The sequence below is a fragment of the Streptomyces sp. NPDC126499 genome, assembly GCF_040302485.1.
Taxonomy (GTDB): Bacteria; Actinomycetota; Actinomycetes; order Streptomycetales; family Streptomycetaceae; genus Streptomyces.
Map to the genome: position 1 here is coordinate 161,515 of NZ_JBEOUO010000015.1, position 21,648 is coordinate 183,162.

The following is a 21,648-nucleotide window of genomic DNA, read 5'->3' on the forward strand; positions in this document are numbered from 1 at the left end:
ATCCTCGGCCGCTCGACCCCAGTAGTCAAATTTGAGGAATGCGTTGTCGCAGTCTCCAGCCGGTGCGTCACAGGCGCCCGGCATCGATGAACTCGTCCGCTGTTCGACCCTCTTCCTGCCCGCCGACCCGCCCCGCGCGGGCCGGGTCGCCTTCTGGTCCCCCGACGCCCCGGATGCAGTGGTTCTCCCTGACCTGGACGGCGTCCGCGCCGAACTGACGGTCGTCGACGACGACGTCCAGGAGCGGACCGTCCCCGCGCTCCTGCTGTCCGTACGGGAGGCCCTGCCCGCCCTCGCGCGCGCCCGGTTCGATGCGGGCGCTTCCGCGTCCGCCGCCTTCTGGGGCGCGGCCTCGCTGTTCTCGCTCGACCTCGTCGCCCGGGGGCTGCTGCTGCCCGGCCTCACCGCCACCGACCTCGACGCGTGGCGGGTCGGCCCACTCGGCCCCGAACAGCTGGCCGCGCTGCGCGACCTCGCCGCGTCCATGCCGCCGTCGGCCCACGCCGTACCGCTCGCCGCGGCGCCGGAGCACGCCGACTCGCCGCTGCTGCTGCCCGAACCGGAGCAGCTGCTCCGGGCGTTCGCCGACGCCGTCGCCGACATCATGCCCCGTACCCCGGCAGCCCCCCTGGCCGTCGGCGGACCCGCGTTCGCGGCCGACGAGCACCAGGAACCGCAGCAGCTGCCGCACCAGCGGGTCTGGGCCGCGGACGTGGCCGCCGGGCACGACGCGGGGGTACGGCTCTCGCTGCGCGTCGAGCTGGTCGGGGCGGTCGAGGGGGACGCGTCCGGAGAACCCGGCGAGCCGAACGGACCGGACGGCAGTGGGGCCGGTCCCTCCTTCCGTGCCGTGCTGCAGATGCACGGCGCGGCCGACCCGGCGCTCGTCGCGGACGCGGCCGAGGTGTGGGCCGGTACGACCGCGGCGGGCGGCGCCTTCGGCGCCCGGGCCCGGATGGACGCGCTGCTCGCGCTGCGGAGGGCGGCGCGTGCCTGGCCGCCGCTCTCCCGGCTGCTCGGCACGGCCGTGCCCGACGCCGTGGACCTCGACGACGAGGAGGTGGCCGAACTCCTCGGTCCGGCCGCCCGCGCCCTCGCCGCCACCGGTGTCCGGGTCCACTGGCCGCGTGAACTCGCCCACCGGCTCACCGCCCGCGCGGTGATCGGACCGCCCGACAACTCCGGCGGCCGCGACACGCCCGGCACCCTCGACGGCCTCGACGGCCCCGAGGGTCCCGGGCGCGGTGACGCGCGCGGCCGGGACCGGGGCGACGCGCTGCCGTCCTTCCTGTCCGCCGACGCGCTGCTCGCCTTCAACTGGCGTTTCGCCATCGGCGATCAGGAGCTGACGCGGGCCGAACTCGACCTCCTCGCCGAGGCCGGACGCCCGCTCGTACGGCTGCGCGACCAGTGGGTCCTCGTCGACCCCGAGGAGGTGCGGCGCGCCCGGGACCGGCAGGACCGCAAGCTGACCCCGGTCGACGCGCTCGGCGCCGTACTCACCGGCACCACCGAGGTCGACGGGCGACAGGTCGAGGTCCAGGCGACCGGCTGGATGGAGCGGCTGCGGGCCCGGCTCGCCGACCCGGAGGGCGGCGACCGGGAGATCGGGCAGCCCGCCGCGCTGGCCGCGACGCTGCGCGACTACCAGCTGCGCGGCCTCGGCTGGCTGCACCGGATGACCTCGCTCGGGCTCGGCGGCTGCCTCGCCGACGACATGGGCCTCGGCAAGACCATCACCCTGATCGCCCTCCACCTGCACCGGCAGACCGACCCGGCCACCGCCGGTCCGACGCTGGTGGTCTGCCCCACCTCCCTCATGGGCAACTGGCAGCGGGAGATCGAGAAGTTCGCCCCCGGCACGCCCGTACGGCGCTTCCACGGCGCGTCGCGGACGCTGGAGGGCCTGGGGGAACTAGAGGGCGTGGAGGGCCTGGCGGGACGCGCCGACGGGGGCTTCGTCCTCACCACGTACGGCACGATGCGGCTCGACGCGCCGCGGCTCGCCGAGCAGCCCTGGGGTCTGGTCGTCGCGGACGAGGCCCAGCACGTCAAGAACCCGTACTCGGCGACCGCCCGGGCGCTGCGCACCCTCGGCGGGAAGGCGCGGGTCGCGCTCTCCGGCACGCCCGTCGAGAACAACCTGTCCGAGCTGTGGGCGATCCTCGACTGGACGACACCGGGACTGCTCGGCGGACTCGGCGCGTTCCGCGCGCGGTACGCCTCCGCCGTCGAGAGCGGCGCCGACCCGGCCGCCGCGGCGCGGCTCGCCGCGCTGGTCCGGCCGTTCCTGCTGCGCCGCCGCAAGTCGGACCCGGGGATCGCGCCCGAGCTGCCGCCGAAGACGGAGACCGACCACGCGGTGGCGCTCACGACGGAGCAGGCGGGCCTGTACGAGGCGGTGGTGCGCGAGACCCTCGCCGCCATCGCCGAGGCGGACGGGATGGAGCGACGCGGTCTCGTGGTGAAGCTGCTCACCGGGCTCAAGCAGATCTGCAATCACCCCGCGCAGTACCTGAAGGAGGAGCGGCCGCGGACCGGCGGGCGCTCGGGCAAGCTGGAGCTGCTCGACGAACTCCTCGACACGATTCTCGCGGAGGAGGCGAGCGTGCTCGTCTTCACGCAGTACGTGGCGATGGGACGGCTGTTGGAGGAGCATCTGGCGGCGCGCGGGGTTGCGACCCGGTTCCTGCACGGCGGCACGCCGGTCGCCGAGCGGGAGGCGATGGTCGCCCGGTTCCAGGCCGGTGAGGTGCCGGTCTTCCTGCTGTCCCTCAAGGCGGCGGGCACCGGCCTCAACCTGACGCGGGCCGGTCATGTGGTGCACTACGACCGCTGGTGGAACCCGGCCGTCGAGGCGCAGGCCACGGACCGCGCGTACCGGATCGGGCAGACGCAGCCGGTGCAGGTGCACCGGCTGATCGCCGAGGGCACGATCGAGGACCGGATCGCGGACATGCTGGAGCGCAAGCGGGCGCTGGCCGACTCGGTGCTGGGCTCGGGCGAGGCGGCGCTGACCGAGCTGACCGACGCCGAGCTGGCGGAACTGGTGCAGCTGCGCGGGGAGGACGGACGATGAGCGGACACGGCGTGAACGACGTGAACAGCGGGGCGGGTGCGAACGGTTTGACCGGTGCGCATGGTGGGACCGGTGGGGACGAGCGGACCTTCGCGGCGCTGCCGCCGGTACGGGGCGCGGCCTTCGCCCGGACCTGGTGGGGCCGGGCGTGGCTGAAGGCGCTGGAGGACACGGCGCTCGACGGGCAGCAGCTGAAGGCGGGGCGGCGACACGCGCGGGCCGGGGCGGTCGGGGCGGTGTCGGTGCGACCCGGCCGGATCACGGCCGTGGTGCAGGACCGGGACGGCACGGCGTACCGGAGCGACGTGCTGTGCCAGGAGCTGTCCGAGGAGGAGTGGGACCGGCTCGTCGAACTCGCGGTGGACAGCGCGGGGCACATCGCGGCCCTCCTCGACCGGGAGATGCCGCCGCACCTGGTCGAGGACGCGGCGGCGGCCGGGCTCGAACTGCTGCCGGGCATCGGCGATCTGGAACCGGAGTGCGGCTGCGAGGCCTGGGACCACTGCCCGCACACGGCGGCCCTCTGCTACCAGGTGGCGCGGCTGCTCGACGAGGACCCGTTCGTGCTGCTGCTCCTGCGGGGGCGGGGCGAGCGGGCGCTGGTCGAGGCGCTGCAGGAGCGGAGCGCGTCACGTGCGACGGCCGCGCGGAGGACGCGCGGGGCGCGCTCGGCCACGGCCGGCGTGGAGGGCGTTTCGGCCAGGGCGGGCGGGTCGGGCTCGACGGACAGCCCGGCCATGGCGGGCGTGTCGGCGTACGAGGCCTTCGCCACGCGGGACATCCTGCCTCCGTTGCCCGCGCCGCCGGTCCCGCCCGCCGTCCCGGGCGAACCGCCGTCTCTCGACACGGAGGTCGCCCCCGGGCCGGGCATCGACCCGGCGGCCCTCGAGTTCCTCGCGGCGGACGCGGCGGCCCGGGCGCAGCGCCTGCTGTCCGGTGCGACGCCGTTCGGCGCGCCGCCTCTGACGGCGGGCCAGGACGCGGTGCGGCTCGCCGCCGGCTCCCCCGCGCCGGGGATCGCGGCGCGACTCGCCGAGGGCTCGGGCCGCGACCGGGCCGAACTCGACCGCGCGGTCCGCGCCTGGCGATCCGGGGGACCGGCCGCCCTCGCGGTCCTGGAGGACGATTGGCTCCCCGACCCCGAGACCCTCCGCCGCGCCGAAACCCGGCTGGCGGAGGCCTGGGACACCGCGGACCGCCCCACCCTCCACCCGTCAGGACCCGGCCGCTGGACGGTCACCGGCACGCCCACCCAGCTCCGCCTGGGCCCGGACGGCCGCTGGTGGCCGTACCGCCAGGAGGACGCCCACTGGATCCCGGCGGGCCCGCCCGAGCAGGACCCGGCGGCGGCCCTGGCGGGAGCGGAGGTGTCGTAAGGCGGGACCCCGCGGCCCTGACGGGCGGAGGCTCCGTAAGGAGGGGGCGGGGGCGCCGTCAGTGCAGCGGTGCCGTGAGCTTCCGGTCCGAGTCGGAGGGCGCGGCGAGGCTGCACGCGACGACGTCGGTGCCGAGGAGGTAGCTGGTGCGGTAGGGGTACTGCACGAAGGTGGCCCAGCGGGTGCCGAGCGGCTGGTCCGCCGCCTTGGCGCGCAGCGGCGCCCGGCACAGGGCGGCCGCCGCGTCCCGTACGGCACGGTCGTCGGCGTAGCTGCCGGTGAGGCGGAGCCGTGCGACGAGCTCGGCGTCGTGCGGTGTGTCGCAGGCGCGGCGGACGACGGTGCCCGGCGCGTCGCGGACGATGTCGAAGCAGTTGCCGACGCGCAGCGTGTCGTACGGCGTGCGCGGCGCGGCGCTCGCGGACCGGCGGCCGGCGCTCGGGCGGGGCCGGGGGCTCGCGGTGCCGGGCGGGACGGCGGAGTCGCTGGACGCGGCGGCGGGCGGCCTGCCGGGGCTCCGGTCCGTGCGCGAGGGCGCGGGGCGCTTCGTGGTGGGCGCGGGCAGCGGCGAGGCGCTCTCACCCTGGGCGGAGGGCCCCCGGCCCGGCGTGGAGGTGTCGCTCGACGTTCCGCTCGGCCTGTCGCCCGCCGTGTCGCCGTTCCCCGCGCGCCGCGACGACGTGTCCGCTCCGGTCGCGGCGGGAGCGGGCGGCGTGGCGCGCGGATCGCCGCCGTCCGTGCCGCCGCGTGCGGTGACGGCCAGGGAGACGAGGAGGACCGCGGCGAGCGCCGCGAGCGGCAGCACGACGACGCCCGGCCGTCTCGGTGGCCGGGCGTCGCGGGACGGTGATTCCGTCGGCGGGTGGAGCATGGGTATCAGGGTCGCCCGCGCTCGTCGCTGTGGCGAGCGATATCGGCCGCCCGGGCGCCGCTCGTACAGAACCGTGACGAATTCGCGGCTCGCGCGAGACCCTCGGCCGGTCGCACGGCGCTACAGGCCCAGCTGACGCTCGGCGGCGTCGACGGTCTGCGCGAGGAGGACGGCGATGGTCATCGGGCCGACGCCACCGGGCACGGGGGTGATGAGGGAGGCGCGCTCGGCGGCGCTCTCGAAGTCGACGTCGCCGACGTTGCCCGGGTTGTAGCCGGCGTCGATCACGACGGCGCCGGGCTTGATGTCCTCGCCCTTGATGAAGCGGGGTTTGCCGACGGCCGCGACGAGGACGTCGGCCTCGCGGACGGCGGCGGACAGGTCGGTGGTGCGGGAGTGGCAGTAGGTGACGGTCGCGTCGCGGCCCAGGAGCAGCAGGCCGGCCGGCTTGCCGAGGATGGCGCTGCGGCCGACGACCACGGCCCGCTTGCCGCTGAGCTGGACGTCGTACGCGTCGAGCAGGCGCATGATGCCGCCGGGGGTGCAGGAGACGAAGCCGGGCAGGCCGAAGCCCATGGCGGCGAAGGAGGCCATGGTGACGCCGTCGACGTCCTTCTCCGGGGCGATGGCCTCGAAGGCGGCACGCTCGTCGATGTGCGGACCGACCGGGTGCTGGAGCAGGATGCCGTGGACCTCGGGGTCCTGGGAGAGCGCGGTGATCGCCGCGACGAGCTCCTCGGTGGTCGTCTCGGCGGGAAGCTCGACGTGCCGGGAGCGGATTCCGGCCTGCGCGCAGCGGTTCTGCTTCATCTTGACGTAGGTGACGGAGGCCGGGTCGGCGCCGACGAGGACGGTCGCGAGGCAGGGGGTGGCGCCGGTGCGGCGGGTGATCTCGGCGGCGCGCGCGGCGGTCTCCTCGACCGTGCGGCGGGCGAGCGCGGTGCCGTCCATGAGGCGGGCGGTGCTGGTGGACATGGGCCACTCCTGGGCGTCGTCGAGAACGGTGGATCGCCCAGGCGCACGGCTGCGACACGGCCGCGCGGGATGCGCGCCGCCGCCGGGCCGCTCCCCGGTGGTGATCCACCTCAAGCGCCAGTCACGGCCCGGGGCCCACTCTACGTGACGGTGGCGTACGGCTACGGGCCGGGGCGCACGCGGCCTCCTCCGGCCACGGGCTCACCGGTCCAGGAAGCAGCTCATGAGGCGGGCGGCCGTGACCGTGCCGATGAGGCGCACCTGGCCGCCGTGGCGTTCGATCACCGCCACGAGCGGGCTGTGGGTGCGGGCCATCAGGGCCGCGACCTCGACCGCCGTCGCGTCCGGGCCCACGTACGGCGGCGGGAAGAGGCGGCGGGGCAGCCATTCGGCGACGGTACGCCCCGCGAGCCGTTCGGCGATCTCGGCGTCGATCGCCTCTCCGGCCGCGGATGCCAGCAGCGGATCGTGGATCACGTACTCCGGGAGTGCCTGCCGCAGGACCTGCGAGCCGGGCACGATCGCGTGGGGCTGCCCGTCCGCGTCCAGCACGAGCAGGGCCGGCAGCGAATCCCGGGCCAGCAGTCGGGCCGCGTCCATCGCATCGTCGTCGGTCGTGACGTAGGGATACGACTCGGCCAGGTCACGGGCACGCACGGCGCTCTCCTCAACCCCGCTGTGCCGCCGGCGGCATGCGCGGGGACCGCCAACGTGGACCCCGGCATGGAGCGGCGCGGACGGTCCCGGCCGGCGACGGCAGCGCTTCACGCCACTCTCACGTTCTCACGCTCTCACGTTCCACTCTAAGCTCCGCTCGTTCTCCGCGGCCGCGTCGTGTACCGCGTCGTGGGCCGCCCAGGTGACCGTGAGGTGGTCGTCGTCGACGTCCACGGTGACCGTCGAGCCGTCGGCGACGTCGCCGGCCAGCAGGGCGCGGCCGATGCGGGTCTCGACCTCGCGCTGGATGAAGCGGCGCAGGGGCCGGGCACCGTAGACGGGGTCGAAGCCCTCGGCGGCGATGTGGCGGCGGGCCTCCTCGGTCAGCGTGAGGTCCATGCGCCGGTCGGCGAGCCGGTGGCGTACGTCCTCGCTCAGCAGGTCCACGACCCGCTCGATCTCGGGCAGCGTCAGTGGCTTGAAGAGGACCACGTCGTCGACCCGGTTGAGGAACTCCGGCCGGAAGTGGGCGCGGAGCTCGGCCATGACGGCCGCCCGCGTCTCCTCCTTGATCTCGCCGTCCGGTGTCACCCCTTCGAGGAGGTACGGGGAGCCGATGTTGCTGGTCATCACCACCACGGTGTTGCGGAAGTCGACCGTGTGGCCCTGGGCGTCGGTGAGGCGGCCGTCGTCCAGGAGCTGCAGGAGGGTGTTGAAGACGTCGGCGTGGGCCTTCTCCACCTCGTCCAGGAGGACGACCGAGTACGGCTTGCGGCGCACGGCCTCGGTGAGCTGGCCGCCCTCCTCGTAGCCGACGTAGCCGGGCGGGGCGCCCATCAGCCGGCTGACCGTGTGCCGTTCCTGGTACTCGCTCATGTCGAGGCGGATCATGTTGTCCTCGGTGTCGAACAGCGCGGCCGCGAGGGTGCGTGCCAGCTCCGTCTTGCCGACGCCGGTCGGGCCCAGGAAAAGGAAGGAACCGATGGGCCTGCGGGGGTCCTTGACCCCGGACCGGGCGCGGATGACGGCGTCCGCGACCAGCTGGACGGCTTCGTCCTGGCCGATGACCCGCTCGTGAAGGATCTCGTCGAGCCGCAGCAGCTTCTGCCGTTCGCCCTCCAGCAGGCGGCTGACGGGGATGCCGGTCCAGCGGGCGACGATGGAGGCGATCTCGTCCTCCGTGACGACCTCGCGCAGCAGCCGGCGCCCGCCCTGCTTGGTGGCGAGCTGCTCCTCCTCCGCCTGGAGGCGCCGCTGGAGTTCGGGCAGGCGGCCGTGGCGGAGTTCGGCGGCGCGGTCGAGGTCGTACGACCGCTCCGCCTCCTCGGCCTCGTACCGTACGCGTTCGAGCTCCTCGCGCAGCGTCTGGACCTTGCGCAGCGCCTGGCGTTCGGCCTCCCACCGGGCGCGCAGCGCGTCGGCCTCGGCGCGGGTGTCGGCCAGTTCCCTGCGCAGCTCCGTCAGGCGGGCCCGGCTCGCGGGGTCTTCCTCCTTGGCGAGGGCCGCCTCCTCGATCTCCAGGCGGCGCACGCGGCGGGTGAGCTGGTCCAGTTCGGCGGGCATCGAGTCGATCTCGGTGCGGAGCATGGCGCAGGCCTCGTCGACGAGGTCGATGGCCTTGTCGGGGAGGAACCGGTCGGAGATGTAGCGGTGCGAGAGGGTGACGGCGGCGACCAGGGCGCCGTCCTGGATCTTGACGCCATGGAAGACCTCCAGGCGTTCACGCAGGCCGCGGAGGATGGAGACGGCGTCCTCCTCGCTCGGCTCGTCGATGAGGACGGGCTGGAAGCGGCGTTCCAGGGCGGCGTCCTTCTCGACGTGCTTGCGGTACTCGTCGAGGGTGGTCGCGCCGATCATGTGCAGCTCGCCGCGCGCGAGCAGCGGCTTGAGCATGTTCCCGGCGTCCATGGCGCCCTCGGCGGCTCCCGCGCCGACGACGGTGTGCATCTCGTCGACGAACAGCAGGATGCGTCCCTCCGCCGCGGTGACCTCGTGGAGGACGGCCTTGAGCCGTTCCTCGAACTCGCCGCGGTACTTGGCCCCCGCGACCAGGGAGCCCATGTCGAGGGCGAAGACGGTCTTGTCGCGCAGGCCCTCCGGCACGTCCCCGTGCGCGATGCGCTGTGCCAGTCCTTCGGCGATGGCGGTCTTGCCGACGCCGGGGTCGCCGATGAGGACGGGGTTGTTCTTGGTCTTGCGGGACAGGATCTGCACCACCCGCCGGATCTCCGTGTCGCGCCCGATGACCGGGTCGAGCTTGCCGGCGCGTGCCTCCGCGACCAGGTCGCGGCCGTACTTCTCCAGGGCCTCGTAGGTGGCCTCGGGGCTCGCGGAGGTGACGCGCTGGTGGCCGCGCACCGAGGTGAGCGCGCCGAGGAAGTTCTCGCGGCCAAGGCCCTGCTCGTGCAGGATCCGCCCGGCCGCGCTGCCGGAACCTTCCTCCAGGAGGGCGAGCAGCAGGTGCTCGACGGAGACGTACTCGTCCTTGAGCCGCGTCGCCTCCTGTTCGGCCGCGTCGAACAGGCGGGCCAGCCGCTGGGTGACGTAGACCTGGCCGGGCCCGGCACCGGGGCCGGACACGCTCGGGCGCCGGCCGAGCACGTCCTCCACGGCGGCCCTGGTCCGGTCGGCGTCCGCGCCCGCGGCGGTGAGCAGGCGGGGAACGAGTCCCTCGCTCTGGTCGAGCAGGGCGAGCAGCAGGTGCTCCCCGTCGACCTCGACGTGGCCGCATCGCAGCGCCTTGGTCTGGGCGTCCCGCAGTGCTTCCTGCGACTTCTGCGTCAGCCGGTTCATGTCCACTTGGGTTCACCTCCTGCGTACACGGACGGTGGTGGCGGTCCGCCCGGCGAGGGCGGCTTCGAGTTCCTCGATACGGTCCAGCAGGTCCAGGACGACCCCGAGGGCGGCGTAGTTCAGACCCAGGCCCGTGCGCAGCCGGTGGATGCGGGCCACCCGCGTCAGATGCGCCGTGCCGAACCGGAGCCGGCCGTCGGGGTCGGTGTCGGGTTCGATCAGTCCCAGCGTGACGTAGCGGCGTACCAGCTCGGGGTGCAGGCCGGTGGCCGCGGCGAACTCCTCGATCGTGACGCCGGCCCGGTAGGTGCCGTAAGCGCCGACCACGCGGACGAGAGGGTAACGGCTGGGGTGTTGCGCCACGTCTGCTCATCCCCTTCCGGTGCGGTGACGGGGGTCGAATCCGGACTCTTCGGCGAGGCGCTGGAACAGCTGCCGTTCCGTGGGCGTCGGATCGGCCGGTACGACGATCCTCACCTCGGCGTACAGATCGCCGTCAGGGCCGCGGCGGTTGGGCATGCCGCGTCCTCGCAGCCGCAGCCTGCGCCCGCTGGAGGAGCCCGCCGGCAGGTCGACCGTGGCGGTGCCGGCGGGGGTCTGAACGGGGACGGACGCGCCCAGCGCGGCCTCCCAGGGAGCGACCGGGAGGTCGACGGTGATGTCCCGTCCGTCGACCCGGTAGCGCGGGTGGGGGGCCAGCCGCACGACGAGGTACAGGTCGCCGGAGGGGCCGCCGCCGCTGCCGGAGCCGCCCTCTCCGGCGAGGCGGACGCGCTGGCCGTCGGTGACGCCGGGCGGGATGTTCACCTCGTAACTGCGCTGCCCGGCGGACGTGTTCAGCGTGATACGGCGTCGGCCGCCGGCGTAGGCGTCCTCCACGCTCAGGGTGATCTCGGCTTCCTGGTCCGCGCCCGGCATCCGCCCGAAGCCGCCCCGGTCCGCGGTGCCGCGGCCGAAGAGGCCGCCGAACAGGTCCTCGAAACCGGCGCCTCCCAGGCCGCCGAGATCACCGAGATCACCGAGATCGCCTGTGCCGAACCCGCCGAAGCCGCCGGAACCGGGGCCGCCGCCGGTGTTGACGTACACCCGTCGGCCGGCGCCCGCCCCGAAGGGGCCGCCCGCCCCGCCTGCCGTCTCCTCGCCGGCCTGCCGCCAGGCCCGTCCGAAACGGTCGTAGCGGGCCCTGCTCTCGGGGTCGGCGAGGACCTCGTACGCCTCGCTGAGCTCCTTGAACCGCTCCTCGGCCCCCGGGTCCTTGTTGAGGTCGGGGTGCCAGCGGCGGGCCAGGTTGCGGTACGCACGCTGGATCTCCTCGGCGCTCGCGTTCCGGGAGACGCCGAGTACGTCGTAGTAGTCACGGTTCGAGGTCTCCATCGACTGCTCCCGAGGTCTCCGTCCCCTACTCCACCGATCTCCGTCGTCGTCCTTCTGACGTCCCGACTCCGTCCTTGCCGGCACCGGTTGCCGCCACCGGCCGTCCGCCGTAGCGGAATCACTCCTGGGATCCGGCCGCCTCGGGTCTCGCCGCCACCGACACCACCGCAGGGCGCAGGAGTCCCCGGTCGCTGCCGTATCCGGCGCGCAGCACCTGGACGACGCTGCCGGGCGCGGCGGCCGGGTCCTCGCGGACCTGGGCGGCCTCGTGCAGGCGGGGGTCGAACGGCTCCCCCACCTCGGCGATCCGCTGGTAGCCGAGCTGCGCGAGCACGGCGAACGCCTGCTGGCAGACCGCCTCCACGCCCGCGACGATCGCCCGGGGGTCGGCCGCCGCGTGCTGGAGAGCCAGCTCCAGGTGATCGACGACCGGCAGCCATGCGGCGGTCACGCGGTCCCGCTCGGCGCCGCGCGCGTCCGCCAGCTGCCGGTCGTGGCGCTTGCGGAGGTTCTCGTTCTCCGCCACGGCCCGCTGCCAGCGGTCCCGCAGCTCCTCCACGTCCAGCTCCGGAAGCCCCGGCGCGTTGCCGGGGCCGGCGGCTGCGGCGGCTCGGGTGGTGTCGGTGGTTGCGGCGACGTCGGCGGCTCGGGTGGCTCGCGCGGCCTCCGTGGCTGCGGCGGCTTCGGCTGCTTCAGTGGATTCGGCTGCTTCCGCTGCTTCGGCTGCTTCCGAGGCTGCGGCGGCGCGTGCCTCCGGGGCGGCCTCGGTCGCTGCGGCCGCCGCTTCCTGGACGACGCGCCGCGCCTCCTCCTGTGCCCGTTCTTCCGCCGGGCGCCTGGCTTCTGGATGTTCCTGGCTCATGGTTGCTCATCCCGCTGTCCGCTCGTCCTGTCCGTGCCGAACCGATGGGTCAGCCGGGCCTGAACTCCGCGTCGATCACGTCGTCCCCGCCGCCGGACCCGGTTCCCCGAGGTCCGGGGGCGCCGGGTCCGGGACCACCGGGTCCGGGACCACCGGGCCCAGGCCCGCCGACCGGTCCGGCGGTCGCCGCAAGGCCGTGCAGCATCTGCTGCAGGTCCGCGGTCAGGGACCGCACACGGTCCAGCGGCGCCTCCTCCTTGACGGCCTGCCGGGCGTCCGCGATCAGCGACTCGGCACGGGCCTTGTCGTGGACGGCTACGGAGTCGCCGAGTTCTCCCAGCCGTCGCTCGACCTGGTAGGCGACGCTGTCGAGTTCGTTGCGCGCCTCGACGAGTTCGCGTATACGGGCGTCCTCGGCCCGGTTGCGTTCGGCCTCCTGGACCATCCGCTGGACCTCGGACTCGTCCAGGGTGCCGCTGCCGGAGACGGTGATGCTCTGCTGGGCGCCGGTGTCCTTGTCCTTCGCGGACACGTTCAGGATGCCGTTGGCGTCGATGTCGAACGTCACCTCGATCTGTGGCGTACCCCGGGGCGCCGGACGGATGTCGTCCAGTCGGACCCGGCCGAGGACCCGGTTGTCCGCGGCCCGCTCGCGCTCGCCCTGGAGCACGACGACGTCGACGGCCGGCTGGTTGTCCTCAGCGGTCGTGAACGTCTCGCCGCGCCGGGTGGGAATGGTGGTGTTGCGCTCGATCAGCCTGGTCATCAGCCCGCCGAGGGTCTCGACGCCCAGCGAGAGCGGCGTCACGTCGAGCAGCAGGACGTCCTTGACCTCCCCCTGGAGCACGGCCGCCTGAACGGCCGCGCCGAGGGCGACCACCTCGTCGGGGTTGACCGACATGTTGGGGTCCTTGCCGCCGGTCAGCCGTCGCACCAGCGCCTGCACCGCGGGGATGCGGGTCGAACCGCCGACGAGGATCACCTCGTCCAGGTCGTCGGCGGTCACCTTGCCGTCCGCCATCGCCTGCCGGACCGGCCCCATGCACCGCTCGACCAGATCGCCGGTGAGCTGTTCGAAGGTCGCCCGTGTCACGGTGGTCGTCAGGTGCTTCGGACCTGAGGCGTCAGCGGTGACGAAGGGAAGGTTGATCTGCGTCTGCGCGGTCGTGGACAGCTCGACCTTCGCCTTCTCCGCCGCCTCGTACAGCCGCTGCAGCGCCTGGGGGTCGCGGCGCAGGTCGATGCCGTTGAGCCGCTGGAAGTCGTCGGCCAGGTGATCCACGAGGCGCCGGTCGAAATCGTCACCGCCGAGGTGGGTGTCGCCGGCGGTGGAGCGCACCTCCACCACGCCGTCGCCCACGTCGAGGATGCTGACGTCGAAGGTGCCGCCGCCCAGGTCGAAGACGAGCACCGTCTCGTGCTTCTTCTTGTCCAGTCCGTACGCCAGGGCGGCCGCGGTCGGCTCGTTGATGATGCGCAGCACGTCGAGACCGGCGATGCGGCCGGCGTCCTTGGTGGCCTGCCGCTGTGCGTCGTTGAAGTACGCCGGGACCGTGATCACCGCCTGGGTGACCTTCTCGCCGAGCTGCTTGGCGGCATCGTCCACGAGCTTGCGCAGCACTGCGGCGGAGATCTCCTCGGGGGCGTACGACGTGCCGCGTATCGAGAACCGCGCCGCGTCGTCCGGTCCCGCGACCACCTCGTAGGAGACCTGTCCGGCCTCCGCGCCGATCTCGTCGTACCGCCGGCCGACGAACCGCTTCGCCGAGTAGACCGTGCCCTGGGGGTTGAGTACGGCCTGGCGGCGCGCCATCTGACCGACGAGCCGCTCGCCGGTGTCGGTGAACGCCACCACCGAAGGTGTCGTGCGACCGCCCTCGGTGTTGGTGATCACCTGCGGATGGCCGCCTTCGTAGACCGCGACCACCGAGTTCGTCGTCCCCAGATCGATACCCACAGCCTTGGCCATCGCCGTTTCCTCCGATCTGGCCGTGACCTGCTTGCTTCACTCGCGTCTCATACACCTTCCGGGATAAAAGTTGAGTCATCTCTTGTCAAGAAGTCTGGTGGGCTCTATATAAGAGATATCGGACGAATCAGTTCGAGAGCACGCAGCGAGGAGGCGATGATCAGATGCTGATGCGGACCGATCCCTTCCGTGAGCTGGACCGACTCGCTCAGCAGGTCTTCAACACCGCGCCGCGCCCTGCGGCCATGCCGATGGACGCCTGGCGCGAGGACCGTGCCGTCTGGGTCAAGTTCGACCTGCCGGGCGTCGACCCCGCATCCGTGGACGTGAGCGTCGAGAAGGACACGCTGACCGTACGGGCCGAACGCAAGCCCGACATCAAGGAGGGCGCCGAGACGGTGATCTCCGAGCGGCCCACCGGCACGTTCAGCAGGCAGCTCTTCCTCGGCGAGACGCTGGACACGGAGAACATCGAGGCGACGTACGACGCCGGTGTCCTCAGTCTGCGGATCCCGGTCGGCGAGCAGGCCACGCCGCGCAAGATCCAGATCGGTACCAGCAGGCGCACGGAGAACGAACTGCGGTCATGAGTCATGACCGGGGACTGCGGGCCTTGCGGTCACCACGGGGTAAGGAGTGCCCGCCGGGCCGGGCCCGGGCCGGCGGGCACTCCTTCCCGCATGTCCTACGGCGGCCCGCCACCCCCTACGGCGGCACTCGGCCGGGCCCCACGGCGCCACGACGCCGTGGGGCCCGGCCCTGCTGACGCGGCCCCGGCGGCCTGAGGACTCCGCGCTCTCGCGGACTCGCCCTCAGGACTCCGTTCCGGACTCGGCCGGGAAGAAGGTGATCAAGGTGGCGGCATCGTCCCCGTCCAGGACCCGCACGGCGGGCTCGGGGACGCCCACCGTCGAGATGTCGATCTCCTTCGGGTGCCGCACCATGTGCCGCAGCGCGACGGGATCACGCGGAGAGCGGCCGCCGACGGCGACGATCACCACGTCGTCCTTCGGATCGTAGGTGAGGTACGAGAAGGGCAGTCGCTCGGCTGCGTACTGGTGCCCGATGGCAGGGTCCAGCACCTCGATGCTGACGAGTTCCCCGCCGTGCGCCTCGGTCAGCTCGTCCAACGCGGTCGTCCAGGTGCCGCGGTCGAGAACGCGGGTGTAGGCCATGCCGGATCCTCCTTCACACGCTGCGGGTGGATCGCTCCTCCCCTTCCGTGTCGTCCTTCTTCTCCAGCGGCCTACGCGCCGACCGCGAGGGGCCCGTGACCTCTCGCGCCGCCGGGCGGCCCTCCTCCCGGGCCCGCTGGGCGGCGAGCCGCACCGCTTGCACGGCGCCCTCGGGATCGGGGGTGGAGACCGAGAGGCGGGCGAATCGGCCGCCCGGGAAGAGATCCACGACGGCCACCGGCCCGGGAGCCCGCACGGCGACGAAGTCGACGCCGCCCGCATGCCGCCACGTGCCCATGCAGAAGCGTTCCGCCCGCCACTTCCCCCGCTCGGCGGCCCCTCGCATGGCCCGCCACCAATCCGACTCCACCCTCGCCTCCTGCACCTCCGCGAGGGGAACGCGGACGCCTTTTCGACGTGCCAGCAGCGCCTCACGCCATGACAGCCGTACGACCACGTCATCGTTCTGAACCAGCAGGCGCGCCACGACCGCAGCCCTCCTTCCGAAATCCGGAGACCTCCTACGCACCTACGCGCTCGGGGAGCATCCGACTTTCCCCGTATCACGATATGGATAAATACCGCTTCCTATCAATGCGCCTTCGAGGCGGACCGGCGCGCCGCATCAGGGGGCCGGTCGGCCGGCCCCCTGATGCGGTCAGTCGGCCGCCACGACGGCGGCCCGCTCGGCGGGCGGCCCGGGCGGCTTCGGCTGGCTGTGCGCGGTGGCGCCGAGCAGCGGAGCACCATGCCGCTCGGGCCGGTGCCCCGTGGCGTCGGCGATGCTCTCGCGCGGCGTCTCGGCAGGTCCGGGGGCTGTCGGAATGCGCCTGCGGGCAAGGATGCGGCCGACCCATCGGCGACCGCAGAGGGGGCACGGCACGGCACCGGCCGGGGTGTACGGCGAGGGCACGGACGTACCGTCGCGGGAGAAGTACTCCCAGTCGCTGCCCTGATCGTCCCGGTACTGCTGAACGTCGTAGTCGATGCTCCATTCGTGCCAGCAGCGCCCGCAGGCGAAAAGCACCCGCTCGAGTGCGAGTTCGGTGATCATGCCTCTCACCTCTTCCCTCTGCGTAGGTTCCGTCGCCGGGTATTCCCTTCCTTCTTCCTCGAATCTTCCTCGAACCAATGATGACGACAACACGTGGTGCGCGTTTATGCCTCGACGCATTCAGCACGCCGGATCCCTTGAATATCCGCCGAGAGAGTTCTATGAACGTGTCAGGGAACGCGCATTCCGCCGCGGGAGGTGAGCGTCGTGACCGCGCCCCGTCAGCCGGACCACTACGCGGTGCTCGGTGTCGACCCGACGGCTTCGCTCCAGCAGATCACCAGCGCCTACCGGGCTTTGCTCCGTGCCCTGCATCCGGACGCCCATCCGGGTCGGCCGGCTCAGCCCGAAAAGCTCGCCGAGGTGATCACCGCCTATGCCACTCTGCGCGACGGTCGACGGCGGGCGGAGTACGACGCGGCGAGGCGTACGACCGCGGTGCCCGTACGGCGGCGTTCCGGGTTCCCTCGCCCGCCCGAGCGCGCGTACGTCGTCGTCATCGGCCCGCGGCCGGCGCCGGCGCTTCGCCCCCGCGGTGCATGGCTGCTGCGCGCGGGCCCCGTCATCGTCGATCCCTCTCGATAGAGCTCGATCGGACGGACGCCGACCGGCGGGCCGGCGTGGGCGTGCCCTCACGCCGAGCGGGCTCGGCGTGTCCTGGAGCGGTTTTCCCTGCGTATCGCCTCCAGCAGTTCGGCCCTGCTCATCCGTGACCGCCCGCCGATGTCGAGCCGCTGGGCCAGCTCGTACAGGTGCTGCTTCGTCGCGTTCTCGTCGACGCCCTCGCCGCTGCGGGCGGGCTTGTCGCGCGGTGTCGCGGCGCGGGGGTCGGACGGGCCTTTACGGCCGTGCTCCTTGCGCTCCCAGTGGTCCGCGACCTTCTCGTACTTGTGCTTGAGCGCGCTGTAGGCGACCCGATGGGCCCGCTCGCCCTCCCCGTACTGCTCGACGGCCGAATCATGAGCCTTGATCCATGTGCGCTGTGCGTCCTTGGGGGAACGTTCCAGCGTGGAAGGAAGCTCTTCACGTCCTGGCATGATGCCCTCCCGTGTGACGAGGTGTGTGCCGACGTCGTGTCCTCACGGCGTGGCGTCGAAGTGGTCGAGTGTGAACAGACCGCCGTCGGGGTCCCGGAGCGTCACCTGGCCGCCGCCGCCCCACTCGGGGCCCGTGACGGTGCTGCCGCCGTGCTCCAGCGCGAGCGCGACCGCTCTGTCCAGGTCCCGGACCCTGAAGTGGACGAGCCACCGGGGCCGCAGCTGCGGCTTGGGCGCGGCCTCTTCGACGGGGCCGCTGTTCAGCCTCGCCACCGGCTGCCCGGACCGGCGGAGGACGACCTGGTCCTCCTCGTAGGCGACGTCACAACAGCCGTCGCCTTCGCGCTCGCCCCAGCGCAGGACCTCGCCGTAGAAGAGGGCCGCGTCGAACGCGTTTCCCGTGTGGAGTTCCAACCAGGCCGGGGACCGCGTCAGGCCGACGCTCCATTCCGTGAGGACGTCCCCGTCCCAGACGCCGAACACGGCACCCTCGCGATCGGCCACGAGCGCCGCTCGCCCGCCGGCCGGGAAGGAGACGGGGCCGACCCCGACGGTCCCGCCCCGCTCGCGGACACGCGCCACGGCCTCGTCCGCGTCGCCGACGGCGAAGTACGGCGTCCATGCCACCGGCACGGCGAACTCGCCCGCCACCGCGCCGATGCCGGCGACCGGCACCCCGTCGACCTCGGCCACCGAGAAGGCCCGGCCGAAGCGGCCCTGCCGAAACGTCCATCCCAGCACCGCCCCGTAGAAACCCTCCGCGGCCTCCCGGTCGCGCGCCGCCAGGCTCAGCCAGCAAGGAGCGCCGATCACATCGGCTGCCACCAGCGTCACGGCACTCTCCCTTCATGGGGGACACGGGGCCCGGCGGTCGCCCCGGGGCCCACGCTTGCGCGTATGCCCGGGGGCCGCTCCCCCACTCGGCCCGCCCGCGATGTCTCGCGCGGACGGTGTCGGTGACGGTGACGGGTGTCGGCGCTGTGACGGTGCCGGTGCCGACGTGGGGCTCGGCGTTTCGGCCATCCGGGGTGCCGGTGACGTACCCGCTGCCGATCCGGGCCGCAGCGGCCTTCCCCTCCTCTCCCACTGCTCGCCTCCTCACCCGCGAGCTTCTGACATGCCGCCCTCGACCCGGACCTTGCTGGAGCGCCACGCCGCCGAGCACGCGGCCGCGGGGACGACGTCGCCACCGGCGCCGTCCCGACCCGGCCGCCTGCCCCGGCTCAGCCCACGTCGAGCGCGTTGCGCAGGCCGAGTCGGTGGCGCAGTCGGTCGTGGCGCTTGTGGCCCTCCATCTCCGGAGCCCGGAAGAGCGGCCGCACCGTGCAGCGGCGGGCGGTCGAGCCCGTCCGGTCGAGCAGGGCGTTGACGGCCTGGCGGGCCGAGGCGTTGGCGCCCTCCATCGTCGCCAGGTCGATGTCGACGGCCACGTAGTCGCCGGCCAGGAACAGGTTGGGGATCCTGGTGGCGGCCCGCGGCCGGTTGTGGAAGGTCCCGACCGGGTGGATGAGGAGCTGGTCCTCGTTGGTCGGGTGGGGTGTGCCGAGGCCGTCGACCCCCGGGTCGAGGAACCAGGAGTGCAGCGCGGAGTCCTTGAGCACCGTGCGGCCCGCGTCGTTGAACGCGGCCTTCAGCTGGGCCCACACCTCGCGGGCGACCTCGGTGGGAGTGCACTGCTTGGCCGTCTTGCCGTAGAGGATGCCGGGCCGGTCCCACTCGGAGATGTCCACGGAGAGGCAGTCGACGGCGGCCCCGTCGCCGTAGTCGGCGGGGAAGTCGCGGGACGGCCAGTGGCGCGCCTGCTGGATCGCCGTCAACGACCAGGGAGAGTCGATGCAGTTGGCGTGTCCGGCGATCAGCGGCGCGTGCTCGGTCAGATAGAACTGGATGCCGGTCATCCAGTCCGTCTCCAGCTTGTCGCACCGCGCGAGCTGCGGGTCGGCCGCCCGCAGCGCCGCGCCCCAGGTCCGGCGGGCGTGCTCCACCGGGATCGCGGAGATGTAGTGATCGGCGGTCACCGAGCGGCGCAGGCCCTGCGGGTCCTCGACGACGGCCGCCGCGACCCGGCCGGTTCCGGGGTCGTAGGCCAGCTCCCGCAAGGTCCAGCCGATACGGAACTCCACGCCCAGTCCCGTGAGATGAGCCACCCAGGGGTCGATCCACGCCTCGTTGGTGGGCAGGTTCAGGATCCGGTCGAGGGGGCCGTCGGCGCCGCGTCCCAGGGCGTTGAAGACGAAGGCTTCCAGGAGGGTGGCGACCGTACGGGTACTGGCCTCCTCGGCCTTCGTCGCGACGATGTTGCGGGTCAGTCCGACGGCCAGGATGCGCTGGTAGTCGTAGCTCATCCGCTCGGCTCCCAGGAAGTCCCACCAGGGCGTCCGCTCCCATTCCTCGTCGCGCCGCTCGTCGCAGCTGGTCAGGAAGACGAGGAAGCGGTTGACGAAGTAGGCGGTCTCGTGGAGCGGGATGGAGTGGGCGGTGTCCAGGACGGCGGTCACGGCGCGGCGGATCTCGTCGAGGGTGAGTTCGGCGGGCCGGTGGCCCGGCCAGGGGAGCGGGATGCGCAGGTCTTCCCGGCCGGTGCGGGCGAAGGACATCTCGGCGGGCGCGACGAGGTTGTCCCAGACGCCGTTGGCGTTCCCGGGGAAGGGGATGCGCCGCATGGTGTCGGGGAGGTTGTGGTAGATGCCGGGGATGAACCGGAAGCCGTGTTCGGCGGGGAGCGGGCGGCGGCCTCCGCGCGCGCTGTCCGGTACGTCCATGGAGCGGGCCTTGCCGCCCAGCGCCCGGCGCTCGTAGACGGTGACGCGGAAGCCGCGTTCGGCCAGTTCGTGGGCGGCGGTCAGGCCCGCGACACCGCCGCCGAGCACGGCCACGGAGTGCGGTGCGGGCGAGTCGGCGGCGGCCGGTGCGGCGCCGAGGGCGAGGCCGCCGGTGGCGACCGCTCCGGTCACGGCGGCCGCGCCCGCCACGAAGGTACGTCGTGAGTTGCCCATGCGGTCCATGCCCCAGCCCCTTTACCGGCGGTAACTCCACGTCCGGCGCAGGAGCATAGGGCGGTCCCGCCGACGCCGGAAGGTGCGTGCGGCTACCGGCGCTCACATGGCGCGATCCCGCCCCTGCCGCCCCTGTCGCCCCGTGGTGGGCCTCCAGCACCCGCAGGGCCTGGTCGACGTCCCGCTCACGCCGGGCGAGCGCGCGGTACGGCGTGGTCGCCGTGCCGGTCCCGGGCGGTGGCGCTGTGGGCGACCCGACTGGCGGGCCACGGCGTGTCCCTCCATAGGGTGGGCGCATGTCTGCCACGTTGAGTTCGACGAAAGCCGCCGGCGCTCTGCGCACAGCGGCTCGTGTGTCCGCCGAGTCGTTGTTGGTACTGCTGATGGCCGGGGTGACCCTGTGGATCGTGGGTCGCATGTGGTCGGTCGTCTGGCCGCTCGTCGTCGGGCTGTTGCTCACGACCCTGACCTGGCCGCTGACGCGTTTCCTGCGGCGGCACGGCTGGCCTCCCGCGCTGGCGGCGGCGGTCGTCACGGTGGCGTTCGTGCTGGTCGTCGTCGGCATCGTCGCGCTCATCGCGGTACCGGTCGCGTCCCAGTCGGGCGAGCTTTCCAAGGGAGTGGTCGAGGGGATCCAGCGGCTGCGGGAGTGGGCGGCCGGGCCGCCGCTGAACATCGGTGACGACCAGATCTCCGGTGCTCTCGACACGGCCATGGCCCGCGTCCAGGACAGCATCGGCAGCATGGTCACCGCCGTCGCGACCGGCGTGGGCACCGTGTTCAACGGCGTGGTCACGGCCTTCCTGGCGCTCTTCCTGATGTTCTTCTTCCTGAAGGACGGTCCCCGGTTCCTGCCGTGGCTCGCCCGTCAGCTCCCCGGGCGGCTCGCCGTCGACGTTCCGGCCGTCGCGGAGCGGAGCTGGGAGACGCTGGGGGCGTTCGTGCGCAGCCAGGCGTTCGTCGGTCTCCTGGACGCCGTGTTCATCGGCCTGGGTCTGTGGATCCTCGGCGTGCCCCTGGTCCTTCCGCTCGCGGTGCTGACCTTCGTCTCCGCGTTCGTGCCGATCGTGGGCGCGCTGTTCGCCGGCCTGGTCGCGGTCCTCATCGCGCTGGTGTCGAACGGAATCACCGACGCGCTGATCGTGCTGGCGATCATCGTCGTGGTACAGCAGCTGGAGGGCAATGTGTTCCAGCCCATGATCCAGAGTCGTGGACTCGGTCTGCACGCGGCCGTCGTCCTGCTGGCGGTGACGCTCGGCGGCAGCCTGGCCGGCATCGTGGGCAGCCTGCTCGCCGTCCCGCTGGCCGCCATGATCGCGGTGTTCTGGAAGTACGTGCGTGAGCAGCTCAGCGAGGAAGGGCCGGAACCGGAGCCCGCTGAGGCCCCCGCCCCGGTCCCCGTCACGTCCTGACGACGGGGGCGAGCCGCC

At 73.1% G+C, this 21,648-nt stretch carries 19 protein-coding genes; 5 read left to right on the plus strand and 14 right to left on the minus strand.

Annotated features, from left to right (window positions below):
- Positions 1 to 43 precede the first annotated feature (43 nt).
- Both ABTZ91_RS23045 and ABTZ91_RS23050 read left to right on the plus strand, forming a co-directional pair.
- The gene (locus ABTZ91_RS23045; protein WP_352079080.1) at positions 44 to 3,079 is read left to right on the plus strand and encodes a DEAD/DEAH box helicase; all 3,036 of its coding nucleotides are present in this window, start codon (positions 44 to 46) and stop codon (positions 3,077 to 3,079) included.
- Positions 3,076 to 4,455, plus strand: coding sequence for an SWF or SNF family helicase (locus ABTZ91_RS23050; RefSeq protein ID WP_352079081.1), 1,380 nt, complete (start codon positions 3,076 to 3,078; stop codon positions 4,453 to 4,455). Before ABTZ91_RS23045 ends, ABTZ91_RS23050 begins: the two co-directional genes overlap by 4 nt.
- 58 nt (positions 4,456 to 4,513) lie before the next feature.
- On the opposite strand, the gene ABTZ91_RS23055 is transcribed toward ABTZ91_RS23050, so the two are convergent.
- From ABTZ91_RS23055 to dnaK, 8 genes are all read right to left on the minus strand, one after another.
- Positions 4,514 to 5,326, minus strand: a complete 813-nt coding sequence (locus tag ABTZ91_RS23055; RefSeq protein WP_352079082.1) for a hypothetical protein — start codon at positions 5,324 to 5,326, stop codon at positions 4,514 to 4,516.
- Between the two features lie 120 nt (positions 5,327 to 5,446).
- On the minus strand, positions 5,447 to 6,301 hold the full coding sequence (locus ABTZ91_RS23060; protein ID WP_352079083.1) for a bifunctional 5,10-methylenetetrahydrofolate dehydrogenase/5,10-methenyltetrahydrofolate cyclohydrolase: 855 nt from the start codon (positions 6,299 to 6,301) through the stop codon (positions 5,447 to 5,449).
- A gap of 201 nt (positions 6,302 to 6,502) precedes the next feature.
- Positions 6,503 to 6,958: a CBS domain-containing protein gene (locus ABTZ91_RS23065; protein ID WP_352079084.1), complete on the minus strand. Its 456-nt coding sequence runs from the start codon at positions 6,956 to 6,958 to the stop codon at positions 6,503 to 6,505.
- Between the two features lie 126 nt (positions 6,959 to 7,084).
- On the minus strand, positions 7,085 to 9,757 hold the full coding sequence (gene clpB / locus ABTZ91_RS23070) for an ATP-dependent chaperone ClpB (RefSeq protein ID WP_352079085.1): 2,673 nt from the start codon (positions 9,755 to 9,757) through the stop codon (positions 7,085 to 7,087).
- A 6-nt stretch (positions 9,758 to 9,763) separates the two neighbouring features.
- Entirely contained in the window at positions 9,764 to 10,078 is a 315-nt protein-coding gene (locus ABTZ91_RS23075; RefSeq protein WP_352079086.1) for a chaperone modulator CbpM, read from the minus strand.
- A gap of 42 nt (positions 10,079 to 10,120) precedes the next feature.
- A complete protein-coding gene (locus ABTZ91_RS23080) occupies positions 10,121 to 11,125 on the minus strand; it encodes a DnaJ C-terminal domain-containing protein (RefSeq protein ID WP_352079087.1) in 1,005 nt (334 codons plus the stop codon).
- Positions 11,126 to 11,243: 118 nt separating this feature from the next.
- A complete protein-coding gene (locus ABTZ91_RS23085) occupies positions 11,244 to 11,987 on the minus strand; it encodes a nucleotide exchange factor GrpE (RefSeq protein ID WP_352079088.1) in 744 nt (247 codons plus the stop codon).
- Positions 11,988 to 12,036: 49 nt separating this feature from the next.
- Entirely contained in the window at positions 12,037 to 13,956 is a 1,920-nt protein-coding gene (gene dnaK, locus ABTZ91_RS23090; protein WP_352079089.1) for a molecular chaperone DnaK, read from the minus strand.
- Between the two features lie 164 nt (positions 13,957 to 14,120).
- Between dnaK and ABTZ91_RS23095 the strand changes: the two genes are divergently transcribed.
- On the plus strand, positions 14,121 to 14,546 hold the full coding sequence (locus tag ABTZ91_RS23095; protein WP_352079090.1) for an Hsp20/alpha crystallin family protein: 426 nt from the start codon (positions 14,121 to 14,123) through the stop codon (positions 14,544 to 14,546).
- A 222-nt stretch (positions 14,547 to 14,768) separates the two neighbouring features.
- Here the strand turns inward: ABTZ91_RS23095 and ABTZ91_RS23100 are convergent, their stop codons facing one another.
- The 3 genes from ABTZ91_RS23100 to ABTZ91_RS23110 form a co-directional block, all read right to left on the minus strand.
- Complete coding sequence (locus ABTZ91_RS23100; protein ID WP_352079091.1) at positions 14,769 to 15,131, minus strand: DUF5335 family protein; 363 nt, start codon at positions 15,129 to 15,131, stop codon at positions 14,769 to 14,771.
- Positions 15,132 to 15,144: 13 nt separating this feature from the next.
- Entirely contained in the window at positions 15,145 to 15,618 is a 474-nt protein-coding gene (locus ABTZ91_RS23105; protein WP_352079092.1) for a hypothetical protein, read from the minus strand.
- Between the two features lie 171 nt (positions 15,619 to 15,789).
- A complete protein-coding gene (locus ABTZ91_RS23110) occupies positions 15,790 to 16,185 on the minus strand; it encodes a hypothetical protein (protein ID WP_352079093.1) in 396 nt (131 codons plus the stop codon).
- Between the two features lie 207 nt (positions 16,186 to 16,392).
- On the opposite strand from ABTZ91_RS23110, the gene ABTZ91_RS23115 reads away from it, so the two are divergent.
- Complete coding sequence (locus ABTZ91_RS23115; RefSeq protein WP_352079094.1) at positions 16,393 to 16,770, plus strand: J domain-containing protein; 378 nt, start codon at positions 16,393 to 16,395, stop codon at positions 16,768 to 16,770.
- Between the two features lie 47 nt (positions 16,771 to 16,817).
- On the opposite strand, the gene ABTZ91_RS23120 is transcribed toward ABTZ91_RS23115, so the two are convergent.
- The 3 genes from ABTZ91_RS23120 to ABTZ91_RS23130 form a co-directional block, all read right to left on the minus strand.
- Positions 16,818 to 17,222, minus strand: coding sequence for a ChaB family protein (locus tag ABTZ91_RS23120; RefSeq protein ID WP_352079095.1), 405 nt, complete (start codon positions 17,220 to 17,222; stop codon positions 16,818 to 16,820).
- A gap of 42 nt (positions 17,223 to 17,264) precedes the next feature.
- Positions 17,265 to 18,056: a VOC family protein gene (locus tag ABTZ91_RS23125; RefSeq protein ID WP_352079096.1), complete on the minus strand. Its 792-nt coding sequence runs from the start codon at positions 18,054 to 18,056 to the stop codon at positions 17,265 to 17,267.
- Positions 18,057 to 18,445: 389 nt separating this feature from the next.
- Positions 18,446 to 20,227: an FAD-dependent oxidoreductase gene (locus ABTZ91_RS23130; RefSeq protein WP_352079097.1), complete on the minus strand. Its 1,782-nt coding sequence runs from the start codon at positions 20,225 to 20,227 to the stop codon at positions 18,446 to 18,448.
- A 287-nt stretch (positions 20,228 to 20,514) separates the two neighbouring features.
- Between ABTZ91_RS23130 and ABTZ91_RS23135 the strand changes: the two genes are divergently transcribed.
- Positions 20,515 to 21,630 (plus strand): AI-2E family transporter, encoded by a 1,116-nt coding sequence (locus ABTZ91_RS23135; RefSeq protein ID WP_352079098.1) that lies wholly within the window; start codon positions 20,515 to 20,517, stop codon positions 21,628 to 21,630.
- Positions 21,631 to 21,648 lie beyond the last annotated feature (18 nt).

What these genes read in the sequence shown, in the direction of transcription:
- ABTZ91_RS23080 (WP_352079087.1), bottom strand. Translation starts at nt 11,125, where the DNA reads ATGGAGACCTCGAACCGTGACTACTACGACGTACTCGGCGTCTCCCGG.
- ABTZ91_RS23130 (WP_352079097.1), bottom strand. Translation starts at nt 20,227, where the DNA reads ATGGACCGCATGGGCAACTCACGACGTACCTTCGTGGCGGGCGCGGCC.
- ABTZ91_RS23050 (WP_352079081.1), top strand. Translation starts at nt 3,076, where the DNA reads ATGAGCGGACACGGCGTGAACGACGTGAACAGCGGGGCGGGTGCGAAC.
- ABTZ91_RS23085 (WP_352079088.1), bottom strand. Translation starts at nt 11,987, where the DNA reads ATGAGCCAGGAACATCCAGAAGCCAGGCGCCCGGCGGAAGAACGGGCA.
- ABTZ91_RS23060 (WP_352079083.1), bottom strand. Translation starts at nt 6,301, where the DNA reads ATGTCCACCAGCACCGCCCGCCTCATGGACGGCACCGCGCTCGCCCGC.
- ABTZ91_RS23055 (WP_352079082.1), bottom strand. Translation starts at nt 5,326, where the DNA reads ATGCTCCACCCGCCGACGGAATCACCGTCCCGCGACGCCCGGCCACCG.
- ABTZ91_RS23135 (WP_352079098.1), top strand. Translation starts at nt 20,515, where the DNA reads ATGTCTGCCACGTTGAGTTCGACGAAAGCCGCCGGCGCTCTGCGCACA.
- ABTZ91_RS23095 (WP_352079090.1), top strand. Translation starts at nt 14,121, where the DNA reads ATGCTGATGCGGACCGATCCCTTCCGTGAGCTGGACCGACTCGCTCAG.
- ABTZ91_RS23120 (WP_352079095.1), bottom strand. Translation starts at nt 17,222, where the DNA reads ATGCCAGGACGTGAAGAGCTTCCTTCCACGCTGGAACGTTCCCCCAAG.
- dnaK (WP_352079089.1), bottom strand. Translation starts at nt 13,956, where the DNA reads ATGGCCAAGGCTGTGGGTATCGATCTGGGGACGACGAACTCGGTGGTC.
- ABTZ91_RS23110 (WP_352079093.1), bottom strand. Translation starts at nt 16,185, where the DNA reads ATGATCACCGAACTCGCACTCGAGCGGGTGCTTTTCGCCTGCGGGCGC.
- ABTZ91_RS23100 (WP_352079091.1), bottom strand. Translation starts at nt 15,131, where the DNA reads ATGGCCTACACCCGCGTTCTCGACCGCGGCACCTGGACGACCGCGTTG.